Genomic DNA, 21,849 nt, shown 5'->3' with positions numbered 1-21,849 from the left:
GATTGAGTATCGCCGCCTTATCTATTTCGGTGTCGACTCGAATTTCAATTGATTATTATATATTGTTTGTAGGCATAATTCCAAAAACGATGCCACAAATTACAGCTTGTTTGTTTTTATTAGTACAAATAGTACAATAATCGGTATAAGTAACAGTCCCACAAGTAGTGGCTCGGTTGAAATAATTTCTGGTGATTTAACTAAAGTCAATACAAAACCACCAATTGCACCACCAAAATGAGCCGCATGTCCAATATTATCGTTGTTTTTTTTCATCCCGTAAATCGAATAGGACAAATAACCTATACCAAATATATAGGCTGGAATTGGAATGGGTATAAAAAACAAGTATAAGTTCATACCGGGATTAAGCAATATAGATGCGTACAATACCCCCATAACAGCGCCAGAGGCACCGATTGCTCGGTAGTATGGATTGTTTTTATAAAAGGATAAAGTCAATATATTCCCAACTATTAAACTTCCAAAATAGATCACTATAAAGTAGAAACTCGAATAATAGGCTATAACAATCGGCGCAAACATATACAAAGTGAACATATTAAAAAACAAATGTCCGAGATCTGCGTGTAGAAAAGCAGAGGTAATCATTCTATATTTTTCACCATTCTGAATACGTCCAATATGAAACTCGTATTTGGAAAAAAAACTAGGGTCATTAAAACCTTTAAAACTAACAAGGGCAGTAATCAAGATCACTACGAGTAAAATGGGGATCATATCGTCTATTTAGAGAGTAAAAATAGGCATAGTTTTTTACAAAGGAATATATTGTGGAAAAAAACCTATAATAAATTATCTTTGTAAAATTAATAACGGACAAAATCGCCTAGTTAGTCTAGCCGTAACAACCGTTAATTAGAAGTTCTTTTAACGCCGATGCATTCAAAAAAAACTAATATCGACCTATGAATTTTATAATATATATAGTAGCATACCCCCTCTTATGGCTGCTGTCCATACTCCCTTTTCGCATCTTTTACTGGGTGTCGGATTGTTTATTTGTATTGGTTTTTTACGTGGTTCGATATAGACGTAAAACCGTACAAGAAAACCTCAGGCTTGCATTGCCTAAGTTGTCTGATTCGGAACGAAAAACCATCGAACGAAAGTTCTACCACTATATGTGTGATATGTTTTTAGAAATGGTAAAAACGCTAACCATTTCAGAAGAGCAAATGAGTAAGCGTTATGTTTTTACCAATATCGAGCTGGTTCAAGAATTGGAAAAAACCAATAAAAGTATTATCTTATTCTGTGCACATTATGCCAGTTGGGAATGGATGATTATTATGGGGAAATATATTAATTCTAAAGGTTTCGGAATTTATAAGAAGATCCAGAACCCCTATTTTGACCGATTGATTCACAAAATCCGTTCGCGATTTAACGCGGAATTGATTGACACCAGTCATACGATTAAAGCCGTTTTAGGCAACGAATCCAAAGGCATCAAAGGCGTTTATGCTTTTGTTAGCGATCAATCGCCTATGCTTGTGGACGCTAACTTCTGGGTCGACTTTATGAATATGGAAGTACCTGTACACACCGGTGGAGAAGCACTTGCGAAAAAATTAGATATGCACGCTTTGTATTTGAAAGTAGAACGCGTAGGTCGAGGATATTATCAAGCCACCTTTGTTCCCCTTGCTGAAGAGGTTAAGAAGGTACCTAACTACGATATCACCGTTCGATTTATTCGCGAGGTTGAAAAACAAATACACGCGGCACCGGAGTACTATTTTTGGACACACAAAAGATGGAAACACCGAGGTAAAAACCCTAAAAAATAAAAGAGGCTGTCTGATAGACAGCCTCTTTTAGGTTTCGGAAATAAATTTACTAGTTACTAGCTACGATCTTTTTAATTTCCAAAATCGTTTTTTCTGCCAATGCATCCGCCTCTTCTTGAGTAGGTGCTTCGGTATATATACGAATAATCGGTTCTGTATTAGATTTTCTCAAATGTACCCATTCGGTTTCAAAATCGATTTTAACGCCATCTACAGTAGAGATTTCTTCTTGTCTGTGAATTTCTGCCATTTCAATCAATATTTGATCCACATCCAATTCAGGAGTCAATTCGATTTTGTTCTTACTCATATAATATTGTGGGTATGAAGCGCGAAGTTCAGAGACTTTTAAATCTTGCTTCGACAAATAGGTCAAAAACAAAGCTACTCCAACCAGCGAATCTCTTCCGTAATGCAATTCCGGATAGATGATTCCACCATTGCCTTCACCACCGATGATCGCATTATTTTCTTTCATCAATTCCACAACATTCACTTCACCAACTGCAGCGGCTTGATACCCCCCATGGTATTTATTGGTAATATCTTTTAAAGCTCGAGAAGAAGACAGGTTTGACACCGTATTTCCCGGTGTTTGACTCAATACGTAATCTGCACAGGCTACCAAGGTATACTCCTCACCAAACATTTCACCGTCTTCAGAGATAAAGGCCAAACGATCAACATCTGGATCCACAACAATTCCGAAGTCAGCTTGAACTTCAACGACCAACTTGGAGATATCGGTTAAATGTTCTTTTAACGGTTCTGGATTATGCGGAAAATGCCCTGTTGGATCACAATAAAGCTCTACCACTTCAACACCCATTCTTCGTAAAAGATTAGGTATAACTATACCTCCTGAGGAATTCACCCCATCTACCACAACTTTTAATCCCGCTTTTTTCACAGACTCCACATCTACTAATTTCAGTTTTAAAACTTCGTCTATATGCAAATCCATATAATCATTGCGGTAGGTAATTTGACCTAAATCATCTACTTCAGAAAAAACAAAAGAAGCCACTTCGGCAATCTTTAAAATTTCAGCACCGTCGTCGCCACTCAAAAACTCTCCCTTAGCGTTTAACAATTTTAAGGCATTCCACTGTTTTGGATTGTGTGATGCGGTTAGAATAATTCCTCCATCAGCTTTTTCTAAAGGCACAGCTATTTCGACCGTTGGCGTCGTTGATAGCCCCAAATCAATTACATCAATTCCAAGTCCGATTAAAGTATTAGTGACTAAATTGTGAATCATGGGTCCAGAAATACGCGCATCGCGTCCCACCACCACTTTAAGTTTATTTTTTGAGCTATTTTGTATTAAAAAAGTACCGTATGCAGCGGCATATTTTACGGCGTCTAAAGGGGTTAAATTATCACCTACATTCCCTCCTATAGTACCTCTGATTCCAGAGATTGATTTAATAAGTGTCATATTCTTTTCTTTTTCATTTATTTTACAACAAATATAGTAAATTGAAAATTTACAATATTTTTAAAAAAACAAAATTTCGCAATATAAAATTGCTTATTTTGTACTATGAATTTTTTAGCACATATCTATCTCTCCGGGGATTCCGATTTTTTAAAAATTGGCAATTTTATCGCCGATAGCATTCGAGGCAAACAATACCTAAATTATCCGTTGGAAATTCAACAGGGTATCGTACTGCATAGGGCTATAGATACCTATACGGACTTTCATCCAATCTTTAGAAAAAGCAAACACCGCTTGGTTCCAAACTACAATCATTATTCAGGGGTGATCATCGATATTTTTTACGATCATTTTTTGGCTAAAAATTGGAATTTGTACTCGGATATTCCCTTGGAAAAATATGCGCAAAGCTTTTATAAATTGCTCGAACAGCACTTTGAAATCTTACCTTTGCGCATTCAAAACATGATTCCGATCATGGCCACTGAAAATTGGTTGGTCAAATACCGCACCATCGAAGGTTTACATCAAATCCTAACACAAATGGATAGACGTACAGGATATGAATCTAAAATGCAGTTCAGTACGGTTGATTTAAAAGAATCCTATATTGATTATGAAGAAGAATTCACCTTGTTTTTTGAAGAAATAAAGAAATATACTACTGATAAAATCCCCACTTTATGAAAAAAGCCCTTTTAGTACTGTTTTTATATTCGTCGGCCACTTATGCGCAAAGAGAAAGCGCGGCCATAGGACTTATAGCGAATAAAGCTATGGTTGTATCTGCAAAAGAAGAAGCTTCAGCCATAGGCGTTCAAATTCTCAATCAAGGAGGAAATGCCTTTGACGCGATGATTGCCACAGAGCTGGCCTTAGCCGTTTGTTACCCAAGTGCCGGTAATATTGGTGGTGGTGGTTTTATGGTTTATAGAATGGCTAATGGTGAAAAAGGTTCTTTGGACTATCGTGAAAAGGCGCCATCCAAGGCGAGCAAAAATATGTTTTTGGACAAAAACAGCAACGTTATCGAACAAAAAAGTACACAAACTGCCTTTGCTGTAGGTGTCCCGGGTACTATAGCCGGGTTGTTTGAGGTTCACGATAAATTTGGAAAACTTCCGATAAATGAAATTCTTAGTCCGGTCATTGAGTTGGCTGAGAAAGGCTTTATACTAACCAAAAAGGAAGCTGAAAAACTCGATCACTACCGCCAAGTTTTGAAACAGGTAAATGGAGATAAATCCTTGTATTCACAAGTATACAAAGCCAATGACACCATAAAGAACTCCGCTTTCGCACGCACTTTAAAACGCATATCTGACCATGGTAGGTCCGAATTTTATAACGGTGAAACCGCTGAGGTACTCGTTAAATACATAAAGTCCAAAGGAGGTATTTTAACTATAGAAGACTTAAGTAATTATGACGCTATATGGCGTGAACCGATTTCATTTAAATACAAGGACCTTGAAATTACTTCTATGGCACCACCAAGTAGTGGAGGTGTTACCTTAGGTCAAATTTTTAAGATGATCGAACCCTATGATGTCCAAAAACTTGGATACCATTCGGTAGCAGCCATACAAGTAATCACCGAGGCGGAGCGTCGCGCTTATGCCGATAGGAATTTTTTCCTAGGCGATCCTGATTTTGTCGACAATCCCATTGAAAAAATGTTAGACGAATCCTATCTAAAAGAGAGAATGAAGAGCTTTTCTTTTGAGAAAGCCAGCTTATCTAGTGATATTCGACAGGGAGATATTCCGTATAAAGAAAGTACGGAAACCACACACTATTCTATAGTGGACCAGGAGGGGAATGCTGTATCTGTTACAACGACCTTAAACGACAACTTTGGTTCTAAGTTGTTTATCGATGAGCTGGGTATATTTTTAAATAATGAAATGGACGATTTCAGTATTAAACCCGGTGTACCCAATACTTATGGTTTGGTTGGAAATACAGCGAATAGCGTGGGTCCCAATAAGCGGATGTTAAGTTCTATGTCCCCAACTATCGTTGAAAGAGATGGTCGTCTATACATGGTGTTGGGTACACCTGGAGGATCTACCATCATCACCAGTGTATTGCAAACGATCTTAAACGTATATGAATACGATATGCGTATGCAACAGGCTGTTAATGCACCGCGTTTTCACCACCAATGGCTACCCGATGAAGTGGTTTTTGAACCCGATGGTTTTAATATGGAAACCTTAGAAATTTTAAAGAAACGGGGATATAAAATACAAGAAAAAGACAATAAGATCATCGGTAAAGTCGATGCCATTTTAATCTTAGATGACGGCCGCCTAGAAGGTGGTGCTGACTCGCGAGGAGACGATACAGCAAAAGGATTTTAATTATCGCAAAGCCTTTGTTACTCTGCATTATTCCCTGTACTTTTGATCTATGAAGAAAACCAACAAGTCTCGAATAAAAAACACTCTAAATCAAACCTTTAGATATTTACAAGGTTCGATTTACTTTTTAAAATCGATTTTATCCGAGCGCCAATTTATTTATTTCTCTTGTGTTTTGGTTGGTGCTTCATCGGCCTTAGCCGTAATTGTCTTAAAATATTTTGCGCATTCGGTTTTCCGTTTTACCAATTATATCGATGGCATATTGCATTTACCTTACAGTAATAGTATTTTACCTATAATCGGTATATTAATGACGGTATTCGTGATTCGAAAATTCCTAAATGGAAGCATTGAAAAAGGTACTGCCCAGATCATGATTGCCGTGGCCAAACGCTCGGGAATGATGCCTCGAAAACAAATGTATGCACAAATAGTTACCAGTTCCCTTACTGTCGGTATGGGGGGATCTGCGGGTTTGGAATCGCCGATTACCATTACGGGAGCGGCTTTTGGATCTAACTATGCTCAAACTTATAAACTCAATTACAAAGACCGCACCTTGCTCTTAGCTTGTGGAGTCGCAGCCGGTATAGCCGCAGCATTCAATGCGCCCATCGCTGGGGTACTCTTTGCTATTGAGGTAATTCTGGCTGATATGAGTGTATCGGCCTTTATACCTATTATGATTTCTTCTGCCACTGGAGCCATTGTTTCCAATATGGTCATTAAAGAAGATATCCTCTTGTCATTCAAACAGCAATTAACCTTCGATTCCAGTAACATCCCCTACTACGTCCTTACCGGGATTTTAGCGGGTTTGGTTTCTGTATATCACGCGAGAATGTTTCGGAAAATCGAGCATTATTTTGCCAAATTTGAAGGCAACGTCTATCGAAAAGCCATGATAGGAGCTTCTCTATTAGCCATCTTAATCTTTTTCTTTCCCATGCTTTTTGGGGAGGGATATGAAAGTATTAAAGCCCTATCCAGCGATCACCCGCAAATGATCTTAGACAACTCTTTATTAGCCAGTTTTAAATCCAATCAATGGATCTTACTGTTATTTGTAGGTTGTACGATGTTTATTAAAGTCCTCGCTACAGGGCTCACCTTAGGTAGCGGTGGAAACGGTGGTAACTTTGCACCGTCCCTGTTTGTAGGATCCTATTTGGGTTTTGTCATTTCAAAATTTGTTGGATTAATCGGTTTAAAAGAATTACCGGTAAGTAATTTTACGGTTGTTGGAATGGCTGGCGTGTTGAGTGGGCTGTTTCACGCACCGCTGACTGCAATCTTTTTGATTGCCGAAATTACCGGTGGCTATGGTTTAATGATTCCATTACTTATCGTATCCTCGATCAGTTTTGCGATTTCTAAAAACATGGAAAAACACTCGATGGACATCAAGTCCATCGCCGATACAGGTATGGTTTTTACTTCCGATAAAGACCGTAATATACTCAGCACTATCATTGCTCATAAATATATAAAGAACGATATACTGACGCTGTATCCCGATCAGACAACTCAAGATGTGGTACATATATTTTCATCAACCAAACAGACCTTTATTCCGATTATCAATCCCGATGGTTCAATTTTTGGGATCGTGAATTTTGATTCGGTGCGGCCGGTGGTTTTCAATTCCTTTCAAACCAAATTCACCCCGATAAAAGATTTGATAGAAACCCCAGTAATAGTATCTTACACAGACACTACTGAAGTAATCATTGAAGCTTTTGAAACCAATCACGTGGAGAATGTTTTGGTACAACAAGATAAAAAGTACATTGGTTTCCTGAATAAATCAGAACTTTTAGAAGTGTACCGTTCCAGTTTAAGCTCAATGAGGATTGAGTAAACCTACTGTGTAAACCTTTTAAATAAATCTCAATTCCGTGTTATACTCCTTTTATTATCAAATTTAAAAGCACAATTCGCGTATTCAATATCCTGGAATTAATTGTCGCAAAACTTATAAAAATGTATCTTTGTGTTTTGCCAATTCATATCATATATGTTAAAAACAGAAGACACGATTGAAGTTTTAGGAGCTCGAGTGCACAACTTAAAAAATATAGACGTCATTATTCCTAGAGAGCGTTTGGTTGTCATTACAGGGCTTTCGGGTTCGGGTAAATCTTCCTTGGCTTTTGATACGATCTATGCAGAGGGTCAACGTCGTTATATAGAAACTTTCTCGGCCTATGCCCGCCAATTTCTTGGTGGACTAGAACGTCCGGATGTGGATAAAATTGACGGTTTGTCTCCGGTGATTGCTATTGAACAAAAAACCACGAATAAAAGTCCGCGTTCCACCGTGGGTACTATTACGGAGATCTATGATTTCCTACGCCTATTGTATGCGCGCGCTGGCGAAGCTTATAGTTATAATACCGGTGAGAAAATGGTCAGTTATTCCGACGAGCAAATCATCGAGTTGATCACCAAAGATTTTGACCAAAAGAGAATATCTATATTAGCGCCTATTGTACGATCGCGTAAGGGGCATTACAGAGAATTGTTTGAACAAATATCCAAACAAGGTTTTCTTAAAGTTCGGGTAGATGGAACGGTCAGGGATATAGAACCGGGCATGAAACTGGATCGCTATAAAAATCACGATATAGAAACGGTTATTGATCGCATGCAAATTGACGATTCAGAAACCAACCGTCAGCGTTTGGTCGAGAGTTTAAAAACCGCTATGTATCACGGAGACGATACCATTATCATACTGGAACAGGAAAGTCAAACGATCCGCTATTTCAGTCGTCATTTGATGTGTCCTTCTACTGGAATTTCGTATTCCAATCCAGAGCCCAATAATTTTTCATTTAACTCCCCAAAAGGAGCTTGCCCCACTTGTAATGGTCTGGGTAGTATCAATGAGATTAATCTGAAGAAAATCATTCCCAATCCCGAATTATCCATTCGAAATGGTGGTTTAGCGCCATTGGGAATCTATAAAAATACTTGGATCTTTAAACAATTGGAAATCATTGCTCAAAAATTTGAGTTTAGCTTGTCCGATCCCATTTCCAAGATCCCTGAAGCTGCTATGGAGATGATACTTCAAGGCGGTAAAGAAAGTTTTTCGGTGCTTTCTAAAACGGCGGGCATCACCAAAAATTATAAAATTGATTTTGAGGGAATTTCCAATTTCATCAAAAACCAACACGACGAAAGCCCTACTGCCTCAATCAAGCGTTGGGCAAAGGAATATATGGATGAAATTATTTGTCCAAGCTGTGAAGGTACCCGTCTTAAACAAGAGGCGCTCTATTTTAAAATTGACGAAAAAAACATCGGTGAATTGGTACAGATGGACATCGATCAATTAAGCAGTTGGTTCGCTACGATCGAAAAAAACCTCAGCAATAAACAATTGCAAATCGGTAGTGAAATCATCAAAGAAATCAGCACAAGACTTTCGTTTCTAATGGATGTCGGGTTAAACTATTTGATGTTAAACCGAAGTTCTAAAACCCTTTCGGGTGGTGAAGCCCAGCGTATTCGCTTGGCTACACAAATCGGATCACAACTGGTCGGTGTATTATACATTTTAGATGAACCCAGTATCGGTTTACACCAACGCGATAATGAAAAACTGATTCATTCGCTCGAACAATTGCGTGACATTGGCAATTCTGTTTTAGTTGTTGAACACGACAAAGACATGATTTTAAAAGCCGATTATGTGATTGATATTGGTCCACGAGCTGGAAAAAATGGCGGTCAAATTATCAGTGCAGGAACTCCCGCAGAATTATTACTTGAGGACACGCTGACGGCATCGTACTTAAATGGAAAATTAGCTATCAAAATACCGGAAAAACGCCGAGAAGGCAATGGCCATGCTTTAACGTTAAAAGGTGCTACGGGAAACAATTTAAAAAATGCTTCCATTTCTATTCCATTGGGAACCTTAACTTGTGTTACCGGAGTCTCGGGATCGGGTAAATCAACCTTAATCAACGAAACTTTGTATCCGATTTTAAATGCGCATTTCTTTAATGCCGTTAAAAAACCTCAACCGTATAAAAGCATTGAGGGTTTGGAATTTTTAGACAAAGTCATTGCCATAGATCAGAGTCCTATCGGGCGTACCCCACGTTCCAATCCAGCTACCTATACGGAGGTGTTCTCAGAAATACGTAATCTGTTTTCTCAAACTCCAGAAGCATCAATAAGGGGGTATAAACCCGGGCGTTTTAGCTTTAACGTCAAAGGGGGCCGCTGTGATACCTGCGAGGGCTCAGGAGTGCGAACCATAGAGATGAGTTTTCTACCCGATGTCTATGTAGAATGTGAAACCTGTCAAGGAAAACGTTTTAATCGGGAAACTCTGGAAGTCCGTTACAAGGGTAAGTCCATTTCTGATATTTTGAATATGATGGTTGATGAAGCGGTTGAATTTTTTGAAAATATTCCAAAAATTTACCGAAAAATCAAAACGATACAAGATGTCGGCTTGGGATATATCACCTTAGGGCAGCAGAGCACCACCTTATCCGGAGGAGAAGCGCAACGCATTAAGTTAGCTACCGAGTTATCTAAAAAAGATACCGGTAATACTTTTTATATACTCGATGAACCAACAACGGGTCTGCATTTTGAAGATATCAGAGTATTGATGGAAGTCATTGACAAATTAGTGAACAAGGGCAATACGGTTTTAATTATCGAACACAATTTAGATGTAGTCAAATTATCCGACTATATTATCGACATCGGATATGAAGGCGGAAGCAAAGGTGGCAAAGTTGTTGCTACAGGTACACCGGAAGAGTTGATCAAAGACAAAAAGAGTTATACCGCTCAATTCTTAAAAAAGGAATTTTAATCAAAAAAAGGAATATAAAATTATCGAAGTCGATGCTCGTTTTTAAGACTCCCATCGACTTGGATTGACTTATACACGCTTTTAAAACAAATAATACCTGTATATGAACGTAGAATTTGAAAACGAAGAAGAAAAAATCACACACACCTTAAAACAAAAGAACTGGAACGAAATCAAAAGCAATGATTCTTGGGCCATTTTTAAAATAATGTCTGAATTTGTTAATGGATATGAAAAAATGGGGCGTATTGGTCCTTGCGTCTCCATTTTTGGATCGGCCAGAACAAAACCGGAAGACAAATATTACGGTCTTGCGGAAAAGATCGCTTATAAAATTAGTAAAGCTGGATATGGAGTTATCACTGGTGGCGGACCCGGCATCATGGAAGCTGGTAACAAAGGCGCACATCTTGGTGGTGGAATCTCTGTTGGTCTAAATATAGAATTGCCGTTTGAACAGCACTTCAACCCTTATATTGATGTGGACAAAAACCTGCAATTCGATTATTTCTTTGTACGAAAAGTCATGTTTGTCAAATACTCTCAAGGCTTTGTAGTGATGCCGGGTGGATTTGGTACTTTGGACGAATTGTTTGAAGCCATCACACTGATTCAAACGAAGAAAATCGGTAAGTTTCCCATTATCTTGGTCGGTAGTGAATTTTGGACAGGACTTTTTGAATGGATCAAATCGGTTATGTTAGAAAAATACAGCAATATCAATGCGGAAGACCTCAACCTGATCAAAATCGTTGACGATCCGGATCAAGTTGTTGAAGCACTAGATAATTTCTATAAGAAATACAATTTAAGTCCCAATTTTTAAAAAAATAAAAAGCCCTATAATAGGGCTTTTTTTTATCAGTACTAAGCACGGTTTCAACCCCGTACTTATCTCTTATTTATCTAATTTTCGGTCGATAATTCGATTAAAATAATCCTGTAAAAACGCCTTACAAGCTTTTTCTAAAGACTCCATCTCCGCATTCTTTTGAGCGATTAAGTTATGTTCCAAGCCCTTATCATGGATATCATAAAAACCCGTTACCTTTTGTCCGTCGAAAGTGCAAATATAATTTCCTCGTTGGAAATTGTATTGGTTTGCAATATAATTCACCGTAAAAGGCACTACTTGATCATCGCCTACTAAACTCCTACCCCAGCTTCTAAATGGCTTGTTGTAACCGATTAAATCTAAAACGGTAGGGTAAATATCAATCTGTTGGGCCAGCTCTGTTCTCTTGCCTTGTAAACGCCCGTCTGGTGTATAGATCAAGATCGGCACGGCACTTCTATTAATTACCTTCGTGTATTCTTTGTATTCGATCTGATTGGTATGATCAGCTGTAATAATAAAAATGGTGTTTTTAAACCAAGGCTCCTTACTAGCCACTTCAAAGAATTTTTTAAACGAATAATCCGTATATCCAATCGTTTGATGAATCGGCTGTGTTCCCTTTGGGAATTTACCTTTATACTTCTCTGGAACGCTATACGGTTCATGGGATGAAACCGTAAAAATAGTACTGAAAAAAGGTTGATCTTTCTTATCTAAAGTTTGTTTGACAAATTGAAAGAAAGGCTCATCCCAGATTCCCCAAACACCATCAAATTCCTCGTCGTTATTAAATTCTGTTCTACCGTAATAGTGGTCGTAGCCCAAAATGTTTGAAAAGCCCAAAAAGCCCATAGATCCATTAGCTGCTCCATGAAAGAATGAGGTATCATATCCCTCGCTTTTCAAGGTAGAAACCAAAGACTCTATTTTTTGTTTTGGATAGGGCGATGAGGTAAAAGCATCTTTAAACGATGGTATACCCGCAATGACAGAAGACACTCCGTGAATCGACTTACTACCGTTGGCAAATGCATTGGTAAAATACAAACTGTGTTGCGCTAAGGAATCGATAAATGGCGCGTATCCCACATAATTGGGAATATTCATATCCTCATTAAACGATTGGATATATTCTCTTGAAAAACTTTCTGTAATAAATAATACAATATTGGGTTTAGAAGGATCGTTGTTCGTATAAAATTTTTGCGAGCTAAGGTATTTCTTTACTTCCTCCTCTGGCATATAAGAGACTTTTAGGAAACTGGTTTTTCCGAAAGTACGAATCAATGAGAATGGTGTATTTAAAATCAGATCGGCATGTTCCGGTTTTTGGACGTAACGATTGGCATCGATCATATTCAAAGGTCTTGTACTCTTTTGTAAATCTCCACGGATACCCGCCAACATCCCTACTCCTACTAATAAGAAAATCACAACTGAAGCTCCGAAATAAGCAGGCTTGTTGTACTTATACTTTACTGGGGTTATTTTAACCAACTTGTATAAGAAAATCCACAGTGCTGCTGTAATGATAAAAAGAGCAAATACATGCCAATAGTGCACTAAAAACTTCGACAACAATACCCCTTTATTCGATTCGTGTTCCAAAGTAGCGGTTACCGCCATCGTGGTTCTCGAGAATATGAATTTATAATAAATAAAATCTATAAAATTGGTTGCATAAGCAATCAGGTTAAATACAAAATAGATGTAAAACAACACTTTTTGAAAGCTCTTCTGTGTATTGATCCACAAGGGTAAAATTGACAATAAGATAAACAGCGCATTGACATAGAATATAGCTGTACGGTCAAAGGTGATTCCGTAATAAGCTAATTTAAAAAACTCAGATACTGAGGAAACATTCAGTAAATCGGAATTGTATATAAAAAATAAAGTTCGAGCTATAAAGTAAAAAAAGAAGGCAAGAAATATTCTATACCCCAATACCAGCAACTCTTTAATTCTAAAGTTAGCACTATTCATATAAGTATTTTTATTTGGAACACAAAGGTAAGTAAAACTTGTATAGTTCGGCATAAAAATCAATTCAACTAAGCTGTTATCAAGGTTTTCTAAGAAATTAAAAGAGCTGGTTTTACGACTTAAGCTGGCGATGTTAAAAAGTTCGATCTTCTCATATACCCAAAAAACAAACTACAGAGCCTAATTCTATCGTTTACAATTCGGCAAAAAACTAATATAGTTACTTTTAAGCGTTGATAAATCATAAAATTAAACAATGACAGGTACCCGATTTTCGTCACTATTCAAATTTTTATTATATTAGCCTAGCATCCTGGAATACACTATAAAAAATACCGGCTGAAACAAAGCGAAATAAACTTCATTTTTGCTTTTAACGAACCTAGGTAGTTTATCAACATTAACGCAACCAAAGAGTAGTGAAATCGGTTTTTTTTCACTACTTTGCATTTAAAATTTAGAAAATCATGACAACACCTACCAGACTTTTTGATATTCCTTATTTACAATTAAAACAACATAAACTCTCTGATGCTTTTGTTACTAAGACAAATGGGAAATGGGTAAAAACCTCTACCGAGGAATATATCTCCAAAGCCAATACTATATCTAGGGCTCTATTGAGATTGGGTATAGCAAAAAACACGAAAATAGCCGTAATTTCTTCCAACAACAGAACGGATTGGAGTATCTTAGATATTGGTGTTTTACAAGTTGGCGCACAAAACGTTCCTATCTATCCGACGATTGGTCCAGAAGATTATCATTTTATATTAACGCATTCTGAAGCCGAATACTGTTTTGTATCTGATCAAGAGATTTATGACAAGTTGATTCAAGTGAAGCACGATCTTCCCAATATAAAGGAGATTTATTCCTTTGACGAAATTAATGGTTGTAAAAACTGGAAAGAATTATTTGAATTGGGTAGTGACACTTCTAATCAAGCAGAGGTAGAACAATGCATGGCAACGATAACATCTAAAGATCTTGCTACCTTGATTTATACATCGGGAACTACGGGTAAACCAAAAGGGGTTATGCTTTCTCATGAAAACATACTTTCCAATGTGATCGGAAGCTCCGAGCGTGTTCCTTTTAACTATGAAGACAACTTTAGAGCTTTAAGCTTTTTACCGATCTGTCACGTTTTTGAGCGCATGATCATCTATTTATACCAATACTATAGCGTTTCGATCTACTATGCGGAGTCTATTGAAAAAATGACGGAGAACCTAAAAGAAGTGAAACCCCAAGTCATGACTGTGGTACCGCGTTTACTCGAAAAGGTCTATGATAAAATTTATGCAACAGGAACTCAACTAACAGGTATCAAAAAAAGAATATTCTTTTGGGCTATGGATTTGGGCTTTGCCTATGAACCGTATCAGAAAAACGGTTGGTGGTATGAATTTAAACTCGGGATCGCCAAAAAACTTATCTTCTCCAAGTGGCAGGATGCTTTGGGTGGAGAATTGAAATTACTCGTTTCAGGTAGTGCAGCTTTGCAATCGCGACTAACCAGAATCTTTACAGCCGCTGGAATTCCCGTTATGGAAGGATATGGTTTAACAGAGACTTCTCCTGTTATCGCGGTAAATGATATGAGAAATCACGGTTTCAAAATAGGCACTGTAGGAAAACCACTTAGTAATATAGAAGTTAAAATTGCCGAAGACGGTGAAATCATCTGTAAAGGTCCCAATGTTATGATGGGGTACTTTAAAGATCCTGAAAAAACGCAAGAAGAGATGAAAGACGGTTACTTCCACACGGGCGATATCGGAATTCTAGACGAAGACGGTTTCTTAAAAATCACCGATCGCAAGAAAGAGATGTTTAAAACTTCTGGCGGAAAATATGTGGCACCACAAATGATAGAAAATATCATGAAACAATCTCGATTCATCGAACAAATTATGGTTATCGGAGAGGGCGAAAAAATGCCTGCTGCGCTGATTCAGCCAAGCTTTGAGTTTATCAAAGAGTGGGCCTCTAGAAAAAAATTAGATATCGGAAAAACCGACTTAGAAATCAGTACGAATGCTGAGGTAATTAAAAGAATCGCGCAAGAAGTAGAAAAGTTTAATTCACAATTTGGCAAATGGGAACAGGTTAAACGATTTGAACTAACTCCTGACGTTTGGTCTATTGACAACAACCAATTGACTCCTACGCTTAAGTTAAGACGTAAAATCATCATACAGATGTATCAAAAACTTTATGATAAAATTTATCGCGAGTAATTTGATCCAATAACTTTCCTTTTAAAATAATTTTAAAAAATAGTATGCATGCATACTATTTTTTTTTATATTTGATATTCAGATTTTAAATAGAGTCATTTTAGAACAGTTCCTGTACGCAATAAAAAGATCAGCATCGCTATTGACTAACTAATCTAGTAAATAGTAGTATTACAAAGTTAAACTATGAAAGAAAAAACGATTGACTATATCCTTAGAGCCACTTGGCAAGCTGTAGCGAGAATGTATAATGACGAAGCAAGTAAATATGATGCCACTATGGCAATTGCCTTTGCGCTGTTGAGTATCGATCGCGAGAAGGGCACATCTTCGACAGCTTTAGGGCCAAGTATGGGTATGGAAGCGACAAGTTTAACCCGTACTTTAAAAAACATGGAAGAAAAGAAATTAATCGTTCGCAAGAAAAACCCCAAAGACGGTCGTGGAGTCATTATCAAATTAACACCACTGGGTCTCGAGAAAAGGGAATTATCCAAAGCAGGGGTTTTAAAATTTAATGAAACGATTAGACAACATATAGGAGAAGATAAAATACACACGTTTATTGAGGTTGCGGAAACCATAACGGAATTAGTCAACAACAAAGCTATTTTTAACTCCGAAGACTAAAAGCTTAACATTAAATAACATAACTACTGCGATAGTTTGATTTATAATGGTTAAATTTATAGAAGAACTTAGAAACCAAAAAGAATATTTATAACATGAAAAGACTAATTAAGAAAATAGCAGTAATAGGATCTGGTATAATGGGATCTGGTATTGCTTGTCATTTTGCTAATATCGGTGTGGAAGTTTTACTTCTTGATATCGTTCCTCGCGAATTGACTCCAGAGGAGGAGAAAAAGGGTTTGACCTTACAAGATCCGAGTGTTAGAAACCGAAATGTAAATATGCATTTGACTACCGCCTTAAAATCAAAACCATCTCCTATTTATGACATTTCCTTTGCTAGCAGAATAACTACTGGAAATATTGACGATGATTTACCTAAAATCAAAGATGTTGATTGGATTATAGAAGTTGTGGTGGAGCGATTAGATATTAAGAAATCGGTTTTTGAACAAATTGAAAAATACCGCAAGCCGGGAACCCTAATTACATCTAATACTTCAGGAATTCCCATTCATTTTATGAGTGAAGGCAGAAGCGAAGATTTTCAACGACATTTTTGTGGTACGCACTTTTTTAACCCAGCACGTTACTTAAAATTGTTTGAAATCATACCGGGACCTAAAACCGATACCGCTGTTTTAGAGTTCTTAAATAACTACGGACAACAGTATCTTGGTAAAACCGCTGTAGTTGCTAAAGACACCCCGGCCTTTATCGGAAATCGAATCGGTATTTTTGGCATTATGAGTTTGTTTCACTTGGTTCAAGAGTTGAAATTAACCATTGAAGATGTAGACAAATTAACCGGTCCGGTTATCGGCCGACCGAAGTCAGCCACCTTTAGAACGGTAGACGTTGTTGGTTTAGACACTCTAGTACATGTAGCTAACGGTTTGTATGAAAACTGTCCAGAAGACGAAGCGCACGAACTATTTAAGTTACCTGCCTTTATACAAACCATGATGGAACGTCAATGGTTGGGTAGCAAAACACAACAAGGTTTTTATAAAAAAGTAGACAAAACCATACTGGGGTTAGATTTAAACACCCTGGAATACAGAGAAGCTAAAAAAACCTCCTTCCCTACTCTTGAACTGACCAAAACCATAGATCGTCCAATTGATCGTTTTAAAGTATTGGTACAAGGTCAAGACGTAGCAGGTGAATTTTATCGCAAGAGTTTTTCAGATATGTTTTCGTATGTATCCAACCGCATTCCCGAAATCACCGACGATTTATATAAAATCGACGATGCGATGAAAGCTGGATTTGGATGGGAAAACGGTCCTTTTGAAATTTGGGATGCCATAGGTGTTGAAAAAGCCATAGGTTTATTAAAGGCTGAAAACAAAACCGTTTCTAAATGGGTCGAAGACATGTTGCAATCGGGTATAAATAGTTTTTATACCATAAAAGACGGTGCAACCTATTATTATGATATTCCGACTAAATCGTATAAAAAAATTCCAGGTCAAGACTCTTTTATCATCTTGAATAATTTAAGAGACACTAATAAAGTTTGGGGAAACAAGGATGCTTCGTTGATCGATTTGGGAGATGGAATTGTCAATTTGGAATTCCATTCTAAAATGAATACTATCGGCGGAGGTGTTATCAGTGGGATTCACAAAGCCATCGATTTGGCAGAACGCGATTTCCAGGGACTGGTTGTTGGAAATCAAGGTGCTAATTTCTCTGCAGGCGCCAACCTCGCCATGATTTTTATGATGGCTGCAGAACAAGACTACGATGAACTCAACATCGCTATTAAAACTTTTCAAGACACCATGATGCGCGTTCGTTATTCGGGAATTCCCGTTATCGCCGCTCCCCATGCTATGGCATTGGGCGGTGGATGCGAATTAAGTTTACATGCCGATAAGGTTGTAGCTGCGGCAGAAACCTATATAGGATTGGTTGAATTTGGAGTTGGATTAATCCCCGGCGGTGGTGGTTGTAAGGAAATGACCCTTAGAGCATCGGATACCTTTAGAAAAAATGACGTTGAACTCAATGTCTTACAAGAATATTTTATGGCGATCGCCATGGCTAAAGTTTCGACTTCTGCCTACGAAGCTTATGATTTGGGAATACTTCAAAAAGGAAAAGATGTTGTGGTAGTCAACGGTGATCGTCAAATCGCTGAAGCAAAGAAACACGCTTTGTTAATGGCACAAGCGGGTTATACCCAACCGATCAAACGCAAAGACATTAAAGTACTGGGAAAACAAGCCTTGGGAATGTTCTTAGTAGGAACAGACAGCATGCAGGCTGGTCACTATATCTCTGAACACGATAAGAAGATCGCTAATAAATTGGCTTATGTCATGGCCGGTGGAGATCTATCGGAGTCTACTTTAGTATCGGAGCAATATTTATTAGACTTGGAACGTGAGGCCTTTTTATCGCTTTGTGGCGAACGTAAAACCTTAGAGCGCATTCAATTTATGTTAACCAAAGGAAAACCCTTACGCAATTAATCGGATAACAAGTCTAGCAAACCCCTAAAACCAAGAAAATATGAAAACAGCATATATAGTAAAAGCCTATCGTACGGCGGTTGGAAAAGCCCCAAAAGGTGTATTCCGATTTAAAAGACCTGATGAATTGGCAGCAGAAACCATAGAATTCCTAATGCAATCCCTACCCGATTTTGATCGCAGTCGTATTGATGATGTGATGGTCGGAAATGCGATGCCTGAAGCAGAGCAAGGATTAAACATGGCGCGTTTAATTTCGTTAATGGGATTAAAGATCAATGATGTACCGGGAGTAACAGTCAATAGATATTGTGCCTCTGGAATTGAGACCATAGGTATGGCTACGGCCAAAATTCAATCCGGCATGGCCGATTGTATTATAGCAGGTGGCGCAGAAAGCATGAGTTATATCCCTATGGGAGGTTATAAACCCACTCCAGACTATCAAGTCGCCAAAGCGGGTAATGAAAGTTATTATTGGGGAATGGGACTTACCGCAGAAGCCGTTGCCAAACAATTTAACGTTAGTAGAGCGGACCAAGATGAGTTTGCCTTCCACTCTCACCAAAAAGCATTAAAAGCACAGGCAGAGGGAAAATTTGACCAACAGATTGTCCCGATTACGATCGACCAAGTATATGTTGGTGAAAACGGAAAGAAAGCCACGAAATCCTATACGGTAACTAAAGATGAAGGACCACGCCTTGGAACGTCCATAGACGCCCTTTCTAAATTAAGACCGGTATTTGCCGCTGACGGAAGCGTAACTGCTGGAAACTCCTCTCAAACGAGCGACGGAGCAGCCTTTGTATTGATTATGTCTGAAGAAATGGTCAAAGAATTGAATTTAGAGCCAATTGCTCGTTTAGTCAACTATGCGGCAGCAGGTGTAGAACCCAAAATTATGGGGATGGGACCGGTAAAAGCCATTCCAAAAGCCCTGAAACAAGCAGGACTACAATTAAAAGATATCGAGTTAATCGAACTCAATGAAGCCTTTGCTTCACAATCTCTGGCTGTAATTCGCGAATTAGGACTCAATCCAGACATTGTCAACGTCAATGGTGGTGCTATTGCCTTGGGACATCCCCTAGGATGTACTGGAGCCAAACTATCCGTTCAATTGTTTGATGAAATGAAAAAACGCGGACAAAAATACGGTATGGTTACCATGTGTGTAGGTACCGGACAGGGAGCTGCTGGGATTTATGAATTATTGTAATCAAAGCGAAGATTTAAAGCATTCGTGTTCTCACGAAATACAAACCGACGATAATATTGAATTTGAGCTCGCACTCTCCTAGTGTTAGTTCCTTCCAAATTATCACAACTATGAACCAAAAATCAAAAAACATATTACCATGGAAAACATCACACGTGGCGGACAATTTTTAGTAAAAGAAACCCGCTCAGAAGACATATTCACTCCAGAGGATTTCTCTGAAGAGCAAATTATGATGCGCGACTCTGTCAAGGAGTTTGTCAATAAGGAAATTTGGCCTAACAAATCGCGTTTTGAAAAGAAAGATTACGAGTTCACCAAAGACTGTATGAAAAAAGCAGGAGAACTGGGACTTTTAGGAGTTGCTGTTCCTGAGGAATACGGTGGATTGGGGATGGGATTTGTTTCAACCATGTTAGTATGTGATTATATTTCAGGAGCGACGGGATCTTTTTCGACAGCCTTTGGAGCACATACGGGAATTGGAACCATGCCGATTACCCTTTACGGATCAGAAGAACAAAAGAAAAAATACGTACCGAAACTGGCTACTGGTGAATGGTTTGGCGCCTATTGTTTGACCGAACCAGAAGCGGGATCCGATGCGAATTCAGGTAAAACCAAAGCAGTACTTTCCGACGATGGTAAATATTACAAAATAACAGGACAAAAGATGTGGATTTCCAATGCGGGATTCTGCCAATTGTTTATTGTATTTGCCCGAATTGGCGACGATAAAAACATCACCGGATTTATAGTCGAAAACGATCCGAGTAACGGTATCAGCTTAGGAGAAGAAGAACACAAATTAGGAATTCGCGCCTCTTCTACGCGTCAGGTGTTTTTTAACGATACTAAGGTTTCGGTAGAGAACATGCTTTCGGAGCGCGGAAACGGCTTTAAAATAGCCATGAACGCCCTAAATATTGGTAGAATCAAATTGGCTGCTGCTTGTTTGGATTCACAACGTCGATTAATTACTCAATCGGTTACTTACGCCAATGAACGCATCCAATTTAAAACTCCTATTGCTCAATTTGGAGCAATCAGAAGTAAATTGGCCGAGATGGCAACCAATTGTTATATCGGTGAAAGTGCTTCTTACCGTGCTGCAGCGAGTATAGAGGATCGTATCAAGGCGAGAATCGCAGAAGGCAACTCTCATCAAGAGGCAGAACTTAAAGGCGTTGAGGAATTTGCTATCGAATGTTCGATCTTAAAGGTAGCGGTATCCGAAGACGTTCAGCATTGTGCTGATGAAGGTATTCAAATATTTGGAGGTATGGGCTTCTCAGAAGACACGCCGATGGAAAGCGCTTGGAGAGATGCTCGTATTTCAAGAATTTACGAGGGAACCAACGAAATCAACCGCATGCTTACCGTGGGTATGCTGATTAAAAAAGCGATGAAAGGCCAAGTAGACTTATTGGGTCCCGCTATGAAAGTCGGTGAAGAACTGATCGGAATCCCCGATTTCGACACACCGGATTATTCCGAATTATTTGCTGAAGAAAAACAAATCATCGTCAACTTGAAAAAAGCCTTTTTAATGGTTGCCGGTAGTGCAGTACAAAAATATGGTCCTGATCTAGATCAGCATCAACAATTATTAATGGCAGCTTCGGACATGTTAATTGAAATTTACATGGCAGAAAGCGGTATTCTAAGAACCGAAAAACTGGCCAAAGCACAAGGGAAAGATACGGTGAGCGAACAAATTGCTATGGCTCAATTGTATTTGTATCACGCTGTGGATATCATCATAGAAAAAGGTAAAGAAGGTATCGCTTCTTTTGCAGAAGACGATGAGCAACGCATGATGTTAATGGGATTGAGAAGGTTTACCAAATACACCAACTTGCCTAATGTCGCCAAATTAAGAGAGATCATCGCTACCAAATTGGTAGAGAAAAACGAATATTGTTTCTAAGAAACAAATACGATTGGTTTAGTTTGTTTGAGAAAATC

At 38.3% G+C, this 21,849-nt stretch carries 14 protein-coding genes; 11 read left to right on the top strand and 3 right to left on the bottom strand.

What is annotated here, in order from left to right; genetic code table 11:
• Positions 1-99 precede the first annotated feature (99 nt).
• A complete protein-coding gene (locus tag L1275_RS00210; RefSeq protein WP_253468493.1) occupies positions 100-741 on the bottom strand; it encodes a rhomboid family intramembrane serine protease in 642 nt (213 codons plus the stop codon).
• 188 nt (positions 742-929) lie between these two features.
• Here L1275_RS00210 and L1275_RS00205 point away from each other — a divergent pair, with 188 nt between their 5' ends.
• Entirely contained in the window at positions 930-1,814 is an 885-nt protein-coding gene (locus L1275_RS00205; RefSeq protein WP_253468492.1) for a lysophospholipid acyltransferase family protein, read from the top strand.
• Positions 1,815-1,863: 49 nt separating this feature from the next.
• Here L1275_RS00205 and glmM read toward each other — a convergent pair whose 3' ends face one another.
• The gene (gene glmM / locus L1275_RS00200) at positions 1,864-3,255 is read right to left on the bottom strand and encodes a phosphoglucosamine mutase (protein WP_253468489.1); all 1,392 of its coding nucleotides are present in this window, start codon (positions 3,253-3,255) and stop codon (positions 1,864-1,866) included.
• A 105-nt stretch (positions 3,256-3,360) separates the two neighbouring features.
• On the opposite strand from glmM, the gene L1275_RS00195 reads away from it, so the two are divergent.
• From L1275_RS00195 to L1275_RS00175, 5 genes are all read left to right on the top strand, one after another.
• Positions 3,361-3,945: an ACP phosphodiesterase gene (locus L1275_RS00195; protein WP_253468488.1), complete on the top strand. Its 585-nt coding sequence runs from the start codon at positions 3,361-3,363 to the stop codon at positions 3,943-3,945.
• Positions 3,942-5,624 carry a gamma-glutamyltransferase gene (gene ggt / locus L1275_RS00190; protein ID WP_253468486.1) on the top strand — a complete coding sequence of 561 codons (1,683 nt, stop codon included), beginning with the start codon at positions 3,942-3,944 and terminating at the stop codon, positions 5,622-5,624. The genes L1275_RS00195 and ggt overlap by 4 nt, the downstream gene beginning before the upstream one ends.
• Before the next feature lie 49 nt (positions 5,625-5,673).
• Entirely contained in the window at positions 5,674-7,488 is a 1,815-nt protein-coding gene (locus L1275_RS00185) for a chloride channel protein (protein WP_253468484.1), read from the top strand.
• A gap of 156 nt (positions 7,489-7,644) precedes the next feature.
• A complete protein-coding gene (gene uvrA / locus L1275_RS00180; RefSeq protein ID WP_253468482.1) occupies positions 7,645-10,473 on the top strand; it encodes an excinuclease ABC subunit UvrA in 2,829 nt (942 codons plus the stop codon).
• A gap of 103 nt (positions 10,474-10,576) precedes the next feature.
• Positions 10,577-11,299: a TIGR00730 family Rossman fold protein gene (locus L1275_RS00175; RefSeq protein WP_253468481.1), complete on the top strand. Its 723-nt coding sequence runs from the start codon at positions 10,577-10,579 to the stop codon at positions 11,297-11,299.
• 72 nt (positions 11,300-11,371) lie between these two features.
• Here the strand turns inward: L1275_RS00175 and L1275_RS00170 are convergent, their stop codons facing one another.
• Positions 11,372-13,297: an LTA synthase family protein gene (locus L1275_RS00170; RefSeq protein ID WP_253468479.1), complete on the bottom strand. Its 1,926-nt coding sequence runs from the start codon at positions 13,295-13,297 to the stop codon at positions 11,372-11,374.
• Between the two features lie 467 nt (positions 13,298-13,764).
• On the opposite strand from L1275_RS00170, the gene L1275_RS00165 reads away from it, so the two are divergent.
• The 5 genes from L1275_RS00165 to L1275_RS00145 all read left to right on the top strand — a co-directional run bounded on the left by L1275_RS00165 (position 13,765) and on the right by L1275_RS00145 (position 21,811).
• Complete coding sequence (locus tag L1275_RS00165; protein WP_253468477.1) at positions 13,765-15,543, top strand: long-chain fatty acid--CoA ligase; 1,779 nt, start codon at positions 13,765-13,767, stop codon at positions 15,541-15,543.
• A 186-nt stretch (positions 15,544-15,729) separates the two neighbouring features.
• A complete protein-coding gene (locus L1275_RS00160) occupies positions 15,730-16,173 on the top strand; it encodes a MarR family winged helix-turn-helix transcriptional regulator (protein ID WP_253468475.1) in 444 nt (147 codons plus the stop codon).
• 95 nt (positions 16,174-16,268) lie between these two features.
• On the top strand, positions 16,269-18,659 hold the full coding sequence (locus tag L1275_RS00155) for a 3-hydroxyacyl-CoA dehydrogenase/enoyl-CoA hydratase family protein (RefSeq protein ID WP_253468473.1): 2,391 nt from the start codon (positions 16,269-16,271) through the stop codon (positions 18,657-18,659).
• 40 nt (positions 18,660-18,699) lie between these two features.
• Entirely contained in the window at positions 18,700-19,881 is a 1,182-nt protein-coding gene (locus tag L1275_RS00150) for an acetyl-CoA C-acyltransferase (RefSeq protein ID WP_253468471.1), read from the top strand.
• Between the two features lie 139 nt (positions 19,882-20,020).
• The gene (locus L1275_RS00145) at positions 20,021-21,811 is read left to right on the top strand and encodes an acyl-CoA dehydrogenase family protein (RefSeq protein WP_253468469.1); all 1,791 of its coding nucleotides are present in this window, start codon (positions 20,021-20,023) and stop codon (positions 21,809-21,811) included.
• Positions 21,812-21,849 lie beyond the last annotated feature (38 nt).

The organism is Flavobacterium sp. HSC-61S13, assembly GCF_024171535.1.
In the GTDB taxonomy this organism is placed as follows: Bacteria; Bacteroidota; Bacteroidia; order Flavobacteriales; family Flavobacteriaceae; genus Flavobacterium.
This window is presented reverse-complemented; position numbering and strand designations above follow the sequence as displayed.

What these genes read in the sequence shown, in the direction of transcription:
- L1275_RS00210 (WP_253468493.1), bottom strand. Translation starts at nt 741, where the DNA reads ATGATCCCCATTTTACTCGTAGTGATCTTGATTACTGCCCTTGTTAGT.
- L1275_RS00205 (WP_253468492.1), top strand. Translation starts at nt 930, where the DNA reads ATGAATTTTATAATATATATAGTAGCATACCCCCTCTTATGGCTGCTG.
- glmM (WP_253468489.1), bottom strand. Translation starts at nt 3,255, where the DNA reads ATGACACTTATTAAATCAATCTCTGGAATCAGAGGTACTATAGGAGGG.
- L1275_RS00195 (WP_253468488.1), top strand. Translation starts at nt 3,361, where the DNA reads ATGAATTTTTTAGCACATATCTATCTCTCCGGGGATTCCGATTTTTTA.
- ggt (WP_253468486.1), top strand. Translation starts at nt 3,942, where the DNA reads ATGAAAAAAGCCCTTTTAGTACTGTTTTTATATTCGTCGGCCACTTAT.
- L1275_RS00185 (WP_253468484.1), top strand. Translation starts at nt 5,674, where the DNA reads ATGAAGAAAACCAACAAGTCTCGAATAAAAAACACTCTAAATCAAACC.
- uvrA (WP_253468482.1), top strand. Translation starts at nt 7,645, where the DNA reads ATGTTAAAAACAGAAGACACGATTGAAGTTTTAGGAGCTCGAGTGCAC.
- L1275_RS00175 (WP_253468481.1), top strand. Translation starts at nt 10,577, where the DNA reads ATGAACGTAGAATTTGAAAACGAAGAAGAAAAAATCACACACACCTTA.
- L1275_RS00170 (WP_253468479.1), bottom strand. Translation starts at nt 13,297, where the DNA reads ATGAATAGTGCTAACTTTAGAATTAAAGAGTTGCTGGTATTGGGGTAT.
- L1275_RS00165 (WP_253468477.1), top strand. Translation starts at nt 13,765, where the DNA reads ATGACAACACCTACCAGACTTTTTGATATTCCTTATTTACAATTAAAA.
- L1275_RS00160 (WP_253468475.1), top strand. Translation starts at nt 15,730, where the DNA reads ATGAAAGAAAAAACGATTGACTATATCCTTAGAGCCACTTGGCAAGCT.
- L1275_RS00155 (WP_253468473.1), top strand. Translation starts at nt 16,269, where the DNA reads ATGAAAAGACTAATTAAGAAAATAGCAGTAATAGGATCTGGTATAATG.
- L1275_RS00150 (WP_253468471.1), top strand. Translation starts at nt 18,700, where the DNA reads ATGAAAACAGCATATATAGTAAAAGCCTATCGTACGGCGGTTGGAAAA.
- L1275_RS00145 (WP_253468469.1), top strand. Translation starts at nt 20,021, where the DNA reads ATGGAAAACATCACACGTGGCGGACAATTTTTAGTAAAAGAAACCCGC.